The following is a 17,186-nucleotide window of genomic DNA, read 5'->3' as shown; positions in this document are numbered from 1 at the left end:
ATGGCCATTAATATTCCTCTTACTCATTATTATTCCTGTCCGGCGGCGTGGCCCCAAGCAAATGCCGCACGAAAAAGTCGCGGCGTTTAATGCGGCCATACGGTCCTCCGTCGCTGTGCCCTATGCCCGGTATCGGCAGGAATTCGAAGGTCTTGCCGCTGTTGATCAGCGCGTTGATCACGCGGTAAGTGGATTCCGGCGGCACATTGGTGTCTGCCTCGCCCACCATCAGGAGCAGCTTGCCTTTCAGTTTGCCTGCATTGGTAACGTTGGACTGTTCATCGTAATGCTTGCCCACAGGGTATCCCATCCATTGTTCGTTCCACCATTGTTTATCCACGCGGTTGTCGTGGCATCCGCAGGAGGATACAGCTGCTTTGTAAAACTCAGGATGGAAGAGCAGGCCGCCGAGCGCATTCTGCCCGCCGGCGGAAGTGCCGTAGAGCCCTACCCTGGCGGTATCCACGAAGCGGTATTTTGCAGCGAGGGCTTTGATCCACAGGATGCGGTCCGGGAAGCCGGCGTCTGCCAGGTTTTTCCAGCACACATCATGAAATGCCTTGGAGCGGTTGGCGGTGCCCATGCCGTCTATCTGCACTACTACAAAACCCAGGTCTGCCAGGCTTTGCATCTCGGTATAATAACTCATAAAGCTCTTGGGAACAAAAGCATCCTGCGGCCCTGCGTAAATATTTTCGATCACAGGGTACAGCTTTGTGCTGTCGTAATCCGAAGGGCGGCACATAATGCCCCAGATGTCTGTTTTCCCGTCCCTGCCCTTTGCCGTGAAAGGCACCGGGAAAGGCACACCTGTGGCCTGCCAAGCGCTTACATCGGCCTTTTCGAATGTTGAAATGAGCTTCGCATCTGCCGTGCGGCGCAGCTCATGTACGGGCGGCACGTTCACCTGCGAATATTTGTCGATGTAATATTTCCTGTCCGGCGAAAAGGATAACTGGTGATTGCCTTCTGCGGGCGTAAGTTTCACCAGGTTCTTCCCATCCATGCCGATGCGGTAGTAATGAACAAAATAAGGATCTTCTCCCGGCTGCATGCCTCCGGCACGGAACCATATCTCCCGTTTCTTCGTATCCACACTGTCCACACTGCGTACTACCCATTCGCCTTTGGTAAGCTGTTTTTTTATCGCCCCGGTAAGTGTATTGACCAGGTAAATGTGGCGCCAGCCATCCTTTTCAGAGGTCCAGAGCATTTCATTCGTTTCCGGCAGGTAGTGCGTATACAGGCGGGATTCATAGATAAACGTGGAGGTCTGTTCGTCCAGTATGGTGCGGGCCGCGCCGGTAAAAGCGTCCACTTCCATTACGCAGAAACGCTGGTGGCCGCGGTCTGCTTTTTCATATAAAAAATAACGGGGATTGTTGTGCCGCCAGCGCAGCACGGGAGGGCCGAAAAAATCCAGCGGCTCCGCATTTACTTTCACCGCCTTTTTATCTGCTACGGAAAAGATATACATCTCATACACCGGGAACGGGTCGCCAGGCTGCTTATAAGGCTGTGAACGCAGCTGCCCGCGTGTGGTGCCGGGAACGTCCGTGAGTACGTAATAGACGGCGGAATCCTTTACCGGCCGCGTAAGATAGCCGATGAAATATTTGCTGTCAGGCGACCAGGCAAATGCTTCATAACGCGCCGCTTCGCCGGTGCTGTCGGAGCCGTTAGCGGTAAGCTGCTGCTGCACGCTGTCTTTGGCGGATTGAATAAATACATTGCCGCGGATGGTCTTCGCGATCCATTGTTTATCCGGCGATACGGCGCCTGTCGAGAAGTTCCTCCACCGGGAAGGCCCCCGTTGCAGCACCTGCGACTGCGGCGTAGCGGTAGCCCGCAACCTCGCCAGCTCGGCAGTATCTTTTATTTCTTCCTTGCTGCCGGTAGCAGCGTTTACCAGGTAATATATTTTTGAAGAGTCTTTATTGCTGCCCACCTCATACCAGAATTTCTCCCCGCCCGGGAGCCAGTTGGCATCCACGTTGTGCCGGACGATCTTCCGCCGGGTGATGCTGTCTGACAACTGTACATGCTGATAGCGCCGCATGATATCGGCATGATCAGGCATATAAGGCGTTTGTGCGTTTTGCTGCGCCAGCAGGGATCCGCCGGGCAAAGCACAACAGGCAAGGAATCCAAAGAATTTGCAGTATTTCATAATTAAATCCTGTGCGGTCAGGTTAGACATGTTTGAACTTCTTAAAAGTACTAATCGAAAGGTTCTCTTTCCAAACGATTTTTGATCACTTTTTGACCGCTTATACTCATATCTTGACCCGGACGGGATTGAGGTCCTGCAAGCCTTTCAACCTGTTTAAAAAACGAGGGCCATACGATATCGTACGGCCCTCATTTTTTTATAAAAGCTTCATCTATTTTTTCTGCTGCGACAGGAATGTAACCAGCGAAGCTAGTTCTTCGTAAGACAATGCATTGGCCAGTCCCGCCGGCATCATCGAGGTTTTCATTTCCTTGCGCGACAGGATATCGCTTGTTTTAACGGTGTATACGTTTCCGCCGATATCCCTCAGCACTACCCTGGCGGCGGTTTCTTCGGTCACAAATCCCATGTAGGACTTGTTGCCTTTCGCGGTGATCGTTACTGTCGCAAAGCCCTGCGAAATAGAAGCGTTGGGTTTCAGGATGGATTCGGTGATCTGTTCGCGGTTCATGATAGAGCCAACCTGCCCCATAAACGGGCCTTTCATTTTCTCGCCCTTGCTGATGCTGTGGCAGGCCACGCAGCCCTGGCTGGCAAAAAGCAGTTTTCCTTTAGCAGGGTTGCCCTTCAGTTTATTGATCGCCAGCAGCACATCTTCGATAGATGATTTGCCGACCTGGCCTTTTTTACTTTTGATCTTTTCAAGGTCCACTTTGGGTTCTTTCGCTATCGGCGCTTCAGCTTTTTTCGGTGCTGCAAACGCTGCAATGTCCATCCTGTGGCGGGCGTCCAGGTCTGTGAAGAACTGTTTCCTGGCGGGCGCTTTCAGTGCTTCCTTTTTCAGGAATTGCTCGATCGCCGGCGACCCTTCCCACTTCACGGCTTTGTAATAAGGGCCATGCGAATCCGGCCGGGTGCCCCACCACCATGAGGCGTCGTATGAATCTTCTTTTTTATAGAGACGCGCTAATGTAACCAATACCTGTTTCTTCAGCTTTTCGTCTTTTATACGCGGGTAAGCGGCAATTAAACCGTTTACAGCTTTAACATCATGCATATAACGCAATGCCCACAGTGCGAGGGTTGCATTTCCGCCATTGAGCGCCGCTACAGCGGAGTCTGTCGCATGCAGGCTTACCAGCGCCTGCACTGCCAGGTGAGGCAGCACAATAGCCTGGTTGGGCGTAGCGTGAGGCCCTTCCACATCTTTGGCGGGCGCCGCAAATGAAGCGGGGACCTTGGTTTGAAGCAAAGCGCCGGCGGTTTCGGCACGGCCTAAACGGCCCAGCCCGATGATCGCGGCAGCGCGCACGCGTGCGGAAGAATCTTTGAGCCCTTCCAGGAAAGGCTCGCCCGGAACCCCGTTCAGCAGGCCTTTACGGTCTGCCAGTGCCCGCAATGCATGTTCTCTTACTTCGGCGTCTTTGGTGAACGCCGTTAAAGCAGCAGTCCCATCCTTGCCTGCCGCCTGCGCATAAGTATATATGCCGGCCACACGGGCATATAACGGCAACGCCTTGTCGGAAGCAACTTCCAGCGCAGCAGAAACAGCCTGCTGGTCATTGCGCGCAATCAATTCCTGGGAAGCATTCAGGCGGGCTACCGCGCTGCCCGAACGGAGCAATTGTGCAAGCTCTGTCACCGAAGCTTTGGCCAGGTCCGGAAATGCCTGGTACGTCCAGTTCTCCGGCACTGCGCGGATCACATAACCCTTATCAGGACTGCCGGAATAACCCGCGCCATCCCATGCGGAAAGGTAAAGCCTGCCGGATCCGTCCACATCCAGGTCGGTGATCTGGGGCAGGGCCATGAACTCTTCTTCTTTTTGCGTGAACGTAGGACCATCGGGTGTTACCCGGTGCATGTACAGCATGCTCCTGCCCCAGTCCGCCATCATGGGAACGTTGTTGTATTTCTCCGGCCAGCCTGGCTCCGCCATAAACAGCGCGCCTGTGCCAGAACCGCCGCCAACGTCTACCAGCGCCGGCAATATCTCATCCGTAAAATGCTGGAACAGTACCGGGTAGCCATATTCGCCGGATTGGATATGATGCGAAAACCGCACGTTCCATCCGCCGCCGTCGTTGGTATTTTCCCTTGTGAAAACATTCATATATGGATCAATGGCCACGTCGTATACGTTGCGCGTGCCATGGGTGAATATTTCCATTTCCGTGCCGTCGGGCCGCACACGTACAATTCCGCCGCCCAGCATGGTCAGCTTTTTGCCGGAACGGTCCGTGGCATTATGGAAACCGAAATCGCCCACGGCAATATAGATCCAGCCGTCGATACCCATCCTGATGCCGTTGGTGGCATGGTCGGTGCCGCGTTCCTGGATATATTTGGTATTGCTGAGATGTTCGATAAGCGGCTGGGAAGGCCCGTCTGCCCTGCCATCGCCGTCTTTATCCCCGAACACTACGAGGGCCATGCCTGTAGCTTTACCGGTCTCTTTGGAAAATGTGGTGTGCAGTACGTACACCCGGCTTCCCATCACCAGGATGCCGCGGGGATTGTCTACCACCGCGAATTCGCTATGACCGTCCATTTTGCCGTCATTATCGCTGTCGGTGAGCTTGAGAATGCGGCCTTTCCCGGGATCTTTTCCCAGTGAGCCGATCATGTCTACCCCTACGAATACTTCACCGGTGGGCGCCACCGCCAGGCAGGCGGGGCTTGGCGTTACATCCGGGCCGGCAAATCTTGTGGTCGTTAATCCCGGAGGATCAGGGAAATTGGGCCGTGCTTCTCCAAAATAATGTTTTGCGCCGATCAGTAATGTAAATGAAGAGACCAGGGCAAGTGGAAGTTTGATCATTTGTATGTACTATTATTTTAATATGCTTATCAAAGAGTGGGTCAATATTAAAAAAAATAAAAACTTTGCGGCTGAATTTTTTGAGGGGCGGTATAATGAAAAGCCCCTTTGCATGCACAAAGGGGCTTAATTATATTATAACACCGGCGCTATTCTTTCGTCCCGGGAAACAGGCTGACAAGCAGGTTAATGGAAAAAATACCGTCTGTATAGTTCCTCAGATTTTTACCTTCCGGCGTAAAAGAGGCCATGAGCTTTACTCTTGAGAGGATATCCGCGCCTATGCCTACCGTAAAGTTCTGCGTGGAGTGATACATGCCGAATACACTGGCTATATTGTTCACCAGCTTTACTTCCACGCCTGCGTCTATCACGTCTTTATTGCCCCTGATGCTGGTGTAGCACAGTTTCGGCTCTATGCTGTTGATCTCGCCTTCGCCAAGGTAAAACTTATACGAGGCCGCGGTAAACAGCGTGGGCCTGTCTACCGAATAATACGTTTCCTTCGTCACGTTATTGCGGATACTGGGCACGGCCGCTTGCAGGGTAAGGCTTTGGGCAGCGTAGACCACGCCAAAATCGCCATCCGTTTGCAGGCCTCTGTCGTTATAATACGCCAGCGAGGGATCACTGTGATCCCCGTCCACTTCCCCGGTAGTGAAGCGGTTGTTGACAACTGCCGCGGAAATGCCAAAGCTCAGGCGTTGGCCCCGTGCCCCGACGGGCAGGTGGTATGCATAGGTGAGCGCACCCCGGAACTGGTGGAACGGGCCGGCGTTTTGCGAAAAACCATTAACGCCCAGGCCTACCCTTTTACCCATATTGTAATCGGCCGAAAACATTGTATTGACGGGCGCTCCAGGCAGGTTATCGAACTGGCGGTTGTACGATACCATCAGGTTCAGGCTGGAATCGCGCCCTGCCATGGCCGGATTCGCGAGGTATTGATTAAAAAAGTACTGGGCGGCAGATACCGTGCGCTGCGCTGCGGCAGGCAGGGCAAAACATACCAGCAGCAATGCTGCCGGTATGACCTGGTATATTTTATGATGCTTGTGCATGGTATTGTTTTTTGTAGCCGTATTTATTTTTTGTCGAGTACAATGGAAATATATCCTTTGCGTACCGGTGAGCCATCGCCCAGGTTTACAATGTAGTAGTAGTTGCCCTCCGGCAGCGGAACCCCGTTCAGCTTGCCATCCCATTCGTTGTTGTAGTCATTTCTCGTATACACTACTTTGCCGTTGCGGTTCACGATCTCCACTTTGTTGCCCGGGTAGCGGTGAATGTTGGAGATAAGCCACCTGTCGTTATAACCGTCGCCATTGGGAGTGATGATATTCGTGGCATGGAAGGCGTCTTCCGTTACTTCTACCGTAAAGCTTTTTTCCAGTGAGCAGCCGCTGTTGCTAAAGCCTTTCACCACATACGTGGTGCTTCGCGTTGGCGTAACTACTACCTGCGAATCCGTAACGTTCGCCGGCACGGTCCATTCGTAGCGGGCAGCGCCTCTTACCGTGAGAGTAATATTTTCGCCCAGCCTGAATTGCGGGCCCTTGTTGCTTTGAATAGTGAAATCGACGCCGGATGCAACATTGATCTTAAATGTGCGGATAAGCGTATCCACGCCTTCATTCGCCGTGCCGCCATTATCCTGTACGCGCACACGAACCGTTACTTCGCCTGCTGCATCAGCCTTCAGCGTGTAGTGAATAGCTGTGGCGCTGATGCTGAGGTCGGTGAAGAAAGGCTTGTCTGCCGAAATAGTAGCCGCAACGGTTTGCTGTGTTTCTTCCCCTGCCGTCATGGCAATATCTATTTTCTGTGAAGCAGCGCCCGGGCAAACCGATTGATCGGTGATGGCTGTAATGGCGGGCACTTCGTTCACATCACGGGCAGATAGTGTGAGCGCCTTCTCAATCCACAAGCCGTTTTGATCGGTAGCCCGTACGCGGATGTTGAAGACAGGATGAAGCTCGTAGTCCAGCACAGTTGCATTACGCACCAGGTCATTGTCAATGGTAAAGAATGAATTGTCCGCATCGCCTGCACCTGCTGCCAGCGTATAGGTAAACGCAGCGCCGGGGTCGGCGGTGGCAGTGGTCAGTTTGGCTGAACTGCTGCCTATAGGCCTGTTTTCGTAGAAATCTCCCGCGGCAAGACTGATATCAGTGGGACCTGTGGCTTTCCTGATGTGCAATGTGCCTTTTACGTAACTGATGTCGTAGTTGGCAGCTGTCGCGCCTGTTGCATTGATGGGATAATCCCCTTCAGGGCTGGCTGCCGTAGCCGTTGTGGAAACGGTGGGCTGTGTGGTGAGCACACTTGCGTTCTCCGTATTCGCAAAACCGCTGTAACTAACGGTCAATGCAGGAATGGCTGCACCTAAAACGATCTGTTTATCGTCAGCAGTAATCGTCAATGGCCGCTTGGTGATCTCGAATTTATTGGACACGAAGGTCACGTTGTAATTCGGCCCCGCCGTTAAGCCGGATACCAGCAGATCGTAAAGTCCTGCATTATTGCCGGCCTGTTTGGATACCTGGCCGGTGAATGCATCACCGGGTACAAGCGATCCCGTGGTAACGGTATAGGTGAACTGTGGAAGAGCGTTGCCATACATCACTTTCTGGCCGGGATCGGCGGTTACCGTAACAGATCTTTGCGTGATATCGCCGCTTACAGTAACCCCGTTCAGCATGTAGTTGCCCTTATCAGCACCGGCCAGTTCGAGGCCGGTAACGGTTACCGGGATTTTGGCGGGCGGGGTGTTTACATTCTTTGATGCATAAACAGCTGCGATATATTGCACCTGTACCACATCAGTACCGACCAGGCCATTGGCAGCAGATAGATTATTGAAGGTAACGGCCGCGGATGTGCTGCCATCATAGACTTTTGTGACAGGCGCAGCCGTGGCTGTAAGCACTTTAGGTTTAATGATACCCGCGGTGGTAGCGGACGTCGCCGCCAGCTGGTAATTATCCTTTTGGGCGCCGCTGAGCGCCAGACCAGTGACTGTAATGGTCTTACCGGCGCCTGCATTTTTGGTATCGTATTGCGCCGCTGCACCTGAAACGGCTACTGCGTCAGATCCCACTACCCCGTTCAGCTGGTAGTTGGCAGCCGCGACAGTTGCCATGTTATTGCCATCGTATGTTTTGCTGATCGCAGGCGTGGCCAGCAGCGTGGCGGTGATCGTTTTTGGCGATACGGTGAGCGTGCTGGTAATTGAAGCGGCAGTATGCGTAGCATCGGCTGCCTGCGTAGCGGTGATGTTCGCAACGCCGGGTTTGATAATGGTAACGGTATTACCGGATACGGAAGCCACAGCCGCGTTATCGCTGGAGTAAGTAAATGCGCCGGTGCCGGTGCTGGCAGGCTGGGGCAATGTAAAGCTGGCATCGCCATAACTCTTGGTCATAGCCGGGAACCCTCCAAGGCTGGATGGCGCATGGATGGTAACAGTTTGTATGATGCTGCAATTATTGGCGTCTTTGACAGTGCAGGTGTAAACGCCGGCAGCAAGACCCGTAGCGCTGGCCGAATTGCCGCCGGAAGGCGCCCATACATAAGTGAGCATGCCGGTGCCGCCGCTGGCTGTTACCGTGGCTGTACCGTTGCTGCCGCCCTGCGTGGTCACATCTGTTTTTGTAATCGTTGCCGTGATCTGGGCAGGTTGTGTAATGGTGAAGTTCTTCGTAAGGGAACAGTTATTCACATCCGTGATCACACAGCTGTAATTGCCCGCAGCCAGGTTGTTTAGAGTGGTACCGTTGTTTCCGCCGGCAGACCAGGTGTAAGCGTAAGGCGCAGTGCCGCCGCTGGCCAATACCGAAGCGCTTCCGGTAGAGCCGCCGTTGCACAGCGCGGGCGTTTGTGAAATAGTGGCGCTGACCGCGGCCGCCGGCTCAGTGATGGTTACTGAAACAGTGCCTGTACAGTCATTTGCATCGGTAATGGTGCAGGTGTAAGTGCCCGCCGCCAGGTTACTGATGGAAGCAGTATTACCACCACCCGGCGCCCAGGAATAAGTGTAGGCGCCGGTGCCGCCGGAAGCCGCAATAGTGGCCGATCCCGTGTTCCCTCCTTTGCACAATACATTGGTTTGTGCGCTGACAACGCCTGTTATCGCAGCAGGCGCTGTTACTGTAACAGTCCCGGTGATTGCGCAGTTATTGGCATCTTTAATGGCAACGGTATATGTACCCGCAGCAAGACCAGTGATCGAAGCAGTGGTTCCACCATTATTCCATAAATAAGTATAAGGTGCCGTACCGCCGGATATCGCTACGGAAGCGCTTCCATTCGAGCCATCGGCGCAGCTTACGCCGGTTGCATTCATCACAGCAAAAAGCGCGGCTGGTTGCGAAATAGTAAGAGAAGAGCTGGCCGTACAACCTTTGTTGTCCGTCACAATACAGGTATAAGCACCCGCAATAACATTGCCCAGGGCGGCAACTGTGCTGCCGTTCGACCAGGCATAGGTATATGGCGCAGTACCGCCGCTTGCTGAAGCAGTTGCGCCGCCGTTGTTACCACCGTAGCAAGTAACATTCACAACGGAAGAGACTGTTACGGTAAGCGGAACAGGCGCATTCACGGTCACCGTTTCAGTAAGCGTGCAACCATTCGCATCGGTAATGGTGCAGGTATAGGTTCCGGCCGCAAGACCATTGACCGTAGCGGTAGTTCCGCCATTGCTCCACAAATAAACATAAGGTGCTGTACCGCCGGTTGCCGTTATAGAAGCGGAACCGTTGGAACCCCCTGCACAATCCGGTGTTGTAGCGCCGCCCGAAGCAGAAAGTGCAACAGGTTCGGTAAGCGTAACAGTTTTAGTGACGCTGCAGTTATTGGCGTCCTTAATAACGCAGGTATATGTGCCGGCAGCAAGGCCATTGATGGCAGGAGTAATTCCGCCATTGCTCCAGGAATAGGCATAAGGCGCTGTACCACCGGATGCATTTACAGAGGCAGAACCGCTGGACCCGCCATGGCAGCCTACATTTACCTGTCCTGTAGTAGCAACAAGAGCCGGCAGTTCATTTACGGTAACAGTCGCTGTCTGAACGCAACTATTGGCATCAGAGATCGTGCAGGTATAGGTGCCCGCGGTAAGGCCATTGATCGTTGCGGCCGTTCCGCCGTTACTCCAAACATAAGTATAAGGCGCTGTACCGCCAGACATGGCAACTGATGCAGCACCGTCGGAACCACCATGGCAACTTACACTCACCTGTCCTGTGACGGCAACGAGGGCGGGCAGCTCATTCACAGTAACAGTACCTGTTTTAACGCAGCCATTGGCATCAGTAACAGTACAGGTAAAAGTACCTGCTACAAGGCCATTGATCGTAGCGGTCGTTCGGCCATTGTTCCACAAATAAGCATATGGCGCTGTGCCACCGGATGCAATTACAGATGCCGTACCATTATTACCGCCTGTGCAGCTTACGCTGGTTTGCGAAGTATTGAGCACAAGCGCGGCAGGCGCGGAAACGGTAACAGGACCAGAGGCAGCACAACCGTTATTGTCTGTTACATTATAAGTATAATTACCTGCAGCGACGTTAGCAATCGCATTCGCAGCAGTTCCGTTCGACCATGTATAACTGTATGGAGCAGTGCCACCGGATGGTGTCAGCGATGCGGCGCCATTTGTGCCACCAAAGCAGCTTACATCTGTTACAGTCTTGGAAACGGCAAGCGCAGCAGGCTGTGAAATAGTTGCTGAGAAATTAGCCGTACAACCATTATTATCTGTCACCACGCAGGTATAAACGCCCGCGCCAACATTGCTGATAGTAGCCGATGTATTACCATTCGACCAGGCATAGGTATAAGGCGCAGTACCGCCGCTTACTGATGCAGCAGCACTGCCATTCGTATAACCATAGCAAGCAGCATCGGTAACCGCAGACGAAGTTGCGGCAAGCGCAACAGGCTGGCCTACCGTCACTGTTTTCGAAAGCGTACAACCATTGGCATCGGTGATCGTGCAGGTATAAGTCCCTGCTGTAAGACCATTGATGGTAGCGGCCGTTCCACCGTTGCTCCATACATATGCATATGGCGTTGTACCGCCGGATGGGTTTACAGATGCAGAACCATTGGAACCGCCATTGCAGCTTACATCCACCTTTCCGGTGGTGGCGGCCAACATCGTTGGTTCACTAATGGTAAAAGGACCGGAAGCAGTACAACCATTATTGTCTGTTACATTGTAAGTATAATTGCCCGCTGCAACATTGGTAATCGCACTGGCAGTAGCTCCGTTCGACCACAGGTAGTTATATGGCGCCGTACCGCCGGATGGCGCCAGGGAGGCGCCGCCATTTGTACCGCCAAAGCAGCTTACATTGGTCACATTAGGAGTAGCGCTGAGTGCGGCCGGTTGTGAAACAGTGGCAGAAAGGTTAGCCGTACAACCTTTATTGTCAGTCACCACACAGGTATAAGTGGCAGCGCCAACATTGCTGATAGTGGCGCCTGTGGCTCCGTTCGACCATGCATAAGTATAAGGCGAAGTGCCACCGTTTACTGATGCGGCCGCGCTGCCGTTCGTATAACCAAAACAGGTAGCATCCGTGACACCAGAGGAAGTAGCAGCAAGGGCAACGGGTTGGCCCACCGTCACTGTTTTTAAAAGCGTACAACCGTTGTTATCAGTAATAGTACAGGTATAAGTACCCGCAGCAAGCCCATTGATAGTTGCACTGGTTCCACCATTGCTCCAGGAATAAGAATAAGGAATCGTACCGCCGGACGGGGTTACAGATGCAGAGCCATTAGAACCGCCATTGCAGCTTACATCCACCTGTCCTGTGGTAGCGGCAAGCGCCGTTGGTTCGGTAATGGTAACAGGGCCGGAAGCAACACAACCATTATTATCTGTGACACTATAAGTATAATTGCCTGCAGCCTTACTGGTGATCGCACTGGTAGCAGCCCCGGTTGACCACTGGTAGGTAAACGGCGTCGTGCCGCCGGTATGCGCCAGGGATGCCGCGCCATTTGTACCGCCAAAGCAGGCTACGTTCGTTACACTTGGGGTTACAATAAGTTCTGCCGGTTGTGAAATGGTAGCGGAAAGGTTAGCTGTGCAACCATTATTGTCCGTCACCACACAACTATAAGTACCTGCGCCAACGTTGCTGATAATGGCGGCAGTGCTGCCGTCCGACCAGGCATAAGTGTAAGGTGAAGTGCCGCCGCTTACTGAAGCGGTCGCGCTGCCATTCGTATAACCATAACAGGTAACATCGGTAACAGCAGAAGAGGTCGCAGTAAGCGCAACAGGCTGGTTGATCGTTACTGTTTTGGTGATCGTGCAGCTGTTGGCATCTTCGATCGTGCAGGTATAAGTGCCTGCTGTAAGGCCATTGATCGCGGCAGTCGTTCCACCGTTGCTCCACGCATAAGTATATCCCGCTGTACCGCCGGATGGCGTTACAGATGCAGAACCGTTGGAACCGCCATTGCAGCTTACATCCGTCTGCCCTGTTGTGGCAGTGAGCACCGGCGGCTCGTTGATCGTGAAGCTCTTGGTGACCGTACAACCATTCGCATCGGTAATTGTGCAGGAAATGGGCCCGGCAGGAAGCCCGACGGCTATCTGGCCCGCCGCATACCCGTTGGTCCAGAGGTAAGTATAAGGGCCGGTGCCGTCGCTGGGTATTACAACGGCGGAGCCGTTGGATCCGCTATGACAACTTACATTAGAATATGATTGCTCGGCAGAAAGCGGGGCGGCAGGCTGTGAAATGGTGACGGAACCGGTAACAGTACAGCCATTGGCGTCCGTCGCGGTGCAGGTATATGTGCCCGGCGTAAGATTATTGATTAAAGCGGCAGTTCTGCTGTTGCTCCACTGGTAAGTATAAGCCCCTGCTCCGCCGCTTACCTGCGCCCTGGCAGTACCATTTGAGCCACCGTAACAGCTGACGTCCGTTTTTGGAAAATTTATCGCCAGTGGCGTGGCCGGCTGGCTGATCGTGAAACTTTTAGTAACGGAGCATCCCCTGACATCTGAGATCGTACAGGAAATGTTAGTCCCTGCAGTCAACCCTGTTACGCTTGCAGTGGTAGCCCCATTCGTCCAGAGGTAGGAATAGGGGCTAAAGCCGCCGGACACGCTCAGTATCCTGGCTTCCCCGGTAGCGCCGCCATAACAGGCGACGTCCATTTTCATCGTGCCGGCAGTGACTGGTGCTGGCTGGGTGACAACGATGCCGGTCTTTGTGTAGATACATCCATTCGCATCTGTAACAGTGCAGGAGTATGTATCCGCCGAAAGGTTTATAGCCTGGTTGGTGGTCTGGGAGCCTGCATTGGCCGACCATAGGTAAGTATAAGGCGAAGTACCGCCGCTCATCACCAATTGAACCTTCCCATTGGAACCGCCGTTGCAGGTTACATTCGTGATGAAAGGCGTTGTTATATTCGCCGGATTTGGCTGGGTAACAGTAGCAGAAACGTCCTTTGTAGCACCTTCCGCATCCGTGATCGTGCAGGTATAGACGCCTGCTGATAAGCCAGTTACTGTTGAACTGGTACTGCCTACAGGAGACCACGAATAGGTAAAAGGCTCCTTGCCTGAATTGGGGTAAACGTAGGCGGTTACCGTGCCGTTGCTTCCACCGGGACAGCTCACATTCGTACGCGTGGTATTACCGTTTAAAGGCCAGTTCGTTTGAAATTGCGACTCCACGGTATAACTGGTCCCTTCGGCATTAGTAGCATAGCTCCTGTAATAAATAACGGTATTAGCCGGAAGCCCTGTTACGATTTGGCTGAAAGTGCCGGTACCGCTGCCCATCACCACCACGTTATCGGCCATTGTAACGCCTGAGGCCGTGCCCCATACGATTCCCCGCTCAGTAACAGGAGATCCTCCATCGCCCGTAATGTTCCCGCCTAAAGTGATTGAATTAGCGCCGAGATTGCTGTAATTGATAGCGAGTATAGTAGGCGTCGCAAACATAAGGCGCCCGGTAACCGGATCCTTAAGCCCGTCAAAAGCTTTGGTATAGGAATACCGGCACAGCAATAATGTGCAGAGAAATACCCCGATGGGTAGCCATTTGTATTTCATAGTATATGGGATGCCCGGAAATCAGCCACTATGGCTTTCTTTCCATTTTTCTATTTTATAAAAGAGATCGTTTTAAATACGTGTAAGGAAACTCCCCGATAAGGAGAAGACAGTATGCTTTTAAAAACCGACAACCGAGATAACACTTTCACTTTCCCACAACAAAAAATAAGAAACTGCATTACCAGATTCATAGGGGTACGGGAATTTTTTTGATTGAATGCACGAAGGTAGATATATATGCGAGACTTTCTTATATATAGAAGAATGAATTTTGTGTTATAGTACTTTATTTACCTTCAACATACTGCTCCGCACAATTTTCTTTGTTTCTACTATCAGTATTCATGATCATGATAATAAAAAAAGGCCCGCCGGGCAAAACCAGCAGGCCTTAAATGGTTGGTTAGAATTATTGTAAGTTTTACAACATATCCAGTATCCCTTCGTTTTCGATAATGATCATCCCCTGCCGGTCTGTAGTAATACCCTCCTGCAGCCTGTAGGTATATCTCGGCACATGCCCTTCCATCACCGTGGGCAGGAATACGAAACGGACAGACGGAATTTCCCGCAATGCTTCCCCGACTTCAAAAATATGCGTGGAGATGATGAAAAAACATTCGGTAAAACCGGCAAACGCAGCAGTGACGGACAATGTAGCATCATAAGCATCTTTCACGTTCGTGCCTTTGAACAGCTCGTCAAAAATGATGAACAGTCTTTTTCCTTCGCTCACTTCTTCCGCTACTTTTTTCACCCGCAGCACTTCAGCGTAAAAATGGCTGTAGCCTTTGTTGAGATCATCAGGTACATTCACGGAAGAATAAATGCCATCCATGACGGAAAACTCCAGTTCCCGCGCGGCAACGGGAAAGCCCATGTGCGCGAGATAAAGAAGGATGCCGGATGCTTTCATGAGCGTGGATTTCCCCGCCATATTCGCACCGGTCAGGAAAAGCACGTTACCGTCTTTACTGAAACCGAAGGAATTAGGCACGCCTTTGTCCAGCCGCGGATGCCTTACATCTGTTGCTTTCAGGAAGTTGGCGCTGCGCGGATAGGCTACGGCAAAGGAAAAATCCTTTTCACGCGCCACGGCTCCAACAGCGATGTATACGTCCAGTTCGTAGGTAGCCTGGATGAGCGCCAGCAACTGTTCTTTCCATGCGCCCGCCAGCAGGTAGCGCAGGCGCGCAGCCTGTGAAAGCTGCAGCTCATCCTCCGCCGGCATATCCAGGAATGCAGCGGCCTGCGGATGGCGCAACACCTGCCCCGCCTTTTCCGCCCAGGCAGCCCAGGGCGTGCCTTTATGCAGGCCGTCCTGTTCCACGCGGCGCAGCAGCTGGCGGCATTCGCGGAGGATCAGCAGGCAGGCATGCAGGCCTTCCTGCTCGCGCCCATACGTTTCATCACGCGTCAACCCGGCCAAGGTTTTGTTTTTCGCCATCCTGATGAGGGAAAACACGGGGCTCTGTTCCCTGTTTTCTTCCAGGTAAGCTACCATCGCGGTGATGGTTTCGTTTTGAAACGGGAACTCCGCCGCGTGATCGCGGAAGTAACGGAACACAGCGCTCCTGGCGTTGATGGCTTCCACGTCCGTCATCGGGCGGAGAAACATCTGGTCCAGCAGTTGCAGGCCGCCTTTGGTCCTCACCCGGTTGAACAGGCTGAATATAGAGCTGCTGTCGTATTTGCCCAGCAGTTGCAGGTCGTCGAGCGTTTGCTTGTCGGCAATAAAACTCATGAGGTTTTCTTTTCTGTTTTTTTCCGGGACAAAATATCCAGGATCCCTTCGTTGTTGATGATCACCATGCCATGCCGGTCTGCCGTGATGCCCTCTTTCAGCTTATGCGTGTACACGGGCTTGCCGTTTTCCAGCAAGGTGGGCAAATACATAAACCGAATGTTGCGGCATTTTTCCTTCAGCACCTCCCCTGCTTCTATGATGTGGGTAGACACGACGAACATGCAGTTGCGCCGCCGTGCGATAGCGGCTGTAACCGCAATGGTGGCTTCGTATGCGTCTTTCACGTTCGTGCCGCGGAACAGCTCGTCAAAAATGACGAAGAGGTATTTGTCGCGGCTCAGCTCACGTGCTACGTTTTTGATGCGCAGCACTTCCGCGTAGAAGTGACTCGCGCCCTGGCTGAGGTTATCCGGCAGGTTGATGGTGGTGAAAATGCCGTCTCTCACGGCAAACTCCATCCTGGCCGCCGGTACGGGAAAACCCATATGACCCAGGTACATCGCGATGCCGAGGGATTTCATGAAAGTGGATTTACCCGCCATGTTGGCGCCCGTGAGGAAGATCACGTTTCCTTCCGGCGTGATCTCCAGTGAGTTCTTCACCGGTTTTTCCAGTGAGGGATGCCAGAAATCTTCCAGCATCACCGTCTGCAATTCCCTCGCCACCGCTTTGGGGAAGGCGTATCCCCGCTCCCGGCCTGTTTTGGCGACAGACAGGAAAGCATCAGCGAGGTAAATATGGTCCAGCAGCTGCCGCAGCTTATCCCGTTCACGGAAGCGGAGCAGCTGGTCGTATGCGGAAAGCGTGGCGAAGGAGAACTTTTGTTTCCCGGTATCAGCCAGCACAGGCTGGAATGCGGGGTTCGCCAGCAGTTTCTCCATCGCGGCTATTTCTTCACGATAAGGTATCCCGGCCACCTGTTCACGGGTAACGTCTACGAATACACATGTTGCCTGCAAAATGCCCACGAGGCTGGCAACGCCTTTCTCTATGGCTTTGTAAGCTGTATCCGCTGCAATGATCTGGTTGAATTTCCTCGCCAGGTTATCTTCCTGCCGGCTCAGCTGCGTGCGCTCGTCGGTGTCTGACAGGTAATGCTCCGCGGCGTCGAACCAGTGGCTTTCGTAGGGGAACCGCACTTCATGCTCCGCGAAATACCGGATCACTGAGCTACGGGCGTTGATGGCTTGTTCGTCTGCCAGCGGGCGGCGGAACATGTCTTCCAGCAGCTCCGATCCGCCTTTGGTATGCGTGCGGTTAAACAGCGCATAGACGCCATCGTTCCCTCCCTTGCCAAAGAGGTGGAGATCATTGATCGTTTGTTTGTCGGTCATCAGGCTCATAA

6 protein-coding genes are annotated in these 17,186 nt (G+C 53.0%); all 6 read right to left on the bottom strand.

The genetic code is table 11. The features are described from left to right. Nucleotides 1-19 precede the first annotated feature (19 nt). The 6 genes from R3I13_RS17935 to R3I13_RS17910 all read right to left on the bottom strand — a co-directional run bounded on the left by R3I13_RS17935 (nucleotide 20) and on the right by R3I13_RS17910 (nucleotide 17,184). Nucleotides 20-2,170 carry a prolyl oligopeptidase family serine peptidase gene (locus R3I13_RS17935; protein WP_346319335.1) on the bottom strand — a complete coding sequence of 717 codons (2,151 nt, stop codon included), beginning with the start codon at nucleotides 2,168-2,170 and terminating at the stop codon, nucleotides 20-22. A 214-nt stretch (nucleotides 2,171-2,384) separates the two neighbouring features. Continuing rightward, nucleotides 2,385-4,994 carry a hypothetical protein gene (locus R3I13_RS17930; protein ID WP_346319334.1) on the bottom strand — a complete coding sequence of 870 codons (2,610 nt, stop codon included), beginning with the start codon at nucleotides 4,992-4,994 and terminating at the stop codon, nucleotides 2,385-2,387. A 149-nt stretch (nucleotides 4,995-5,143) separates the two neighbouring features. Beyond that, a complete protein-coding gene (locus R3I13_RS17925; RefSeq protein WP_346319333.1) occupies nucleotides 5,144-6,055 on the bottom strand; it encodes a PorP/SprF family type IX secretion system membrane protein in 912 nt (303 codons plus the stop codon). 23 nt (nucleotides 6,056-6,078) lie between these two features. Continuing rightward, nucleotides 6,079-14,091 carry an MBG domain-containing protein gene (locus R3I13_RS17920; RefSeq protein WP_346319332.1) on the bottom strand — a complete coding sequence of 2,671 codons (8,013 nt, stop codon included), beginning with the start codon at nucleotides 14,089-14,091 and terminating at the stop codon, nucleotides 6,079-6,081. Nucleotides 14,092-14,515: 424 nt separating this feature from the next. Continuing rightward, nucleotides 14,516-15,838, bottom strand: a complete 1,323-nt coding sequence (locus tag R3I13_RS17915; protein ID WP_346319331.1) for a DNA mismatch repair protein — start codon at nucleotides 15,836-15,838, stop codon at nucleotides 14,516-14,518. Then, on the bottom strand, nucleotides 15,835-17,184 hold the full coding sequence (locus R3I13_RS17910; protein ID WP_346319330.1) for a DNA mismatch repair protein: 1,350 nt from the start codon (nucleotides 17,182-17,184) through the stop codon (nucleotides 15,835-15,837). The genes R3I13_RS17915 and R3I13_RS17910 overlap by 4 nt, the downstream gene beginning before the upstream one ends. Between the last annotated feature and the right edge of the window lie 2 nt (nucleotides 17,185-17,186).

Origin of the sequence: Chitinophaga sp. YIM B06452 (assembly GCF_039655965.1) — a bacterium.
In the GTDB taxonomy this organism is placed as follows: domain Bacteria; phylum Bacteroidota; class Bacteroidia; order Chitinophagales; family Chitinophagaceae; genus Chitinophaga.
Note: the sequence above shows the minus strand (reverse complement) of the source record. Positions and strands in the feature narration are given on the sequence as shown.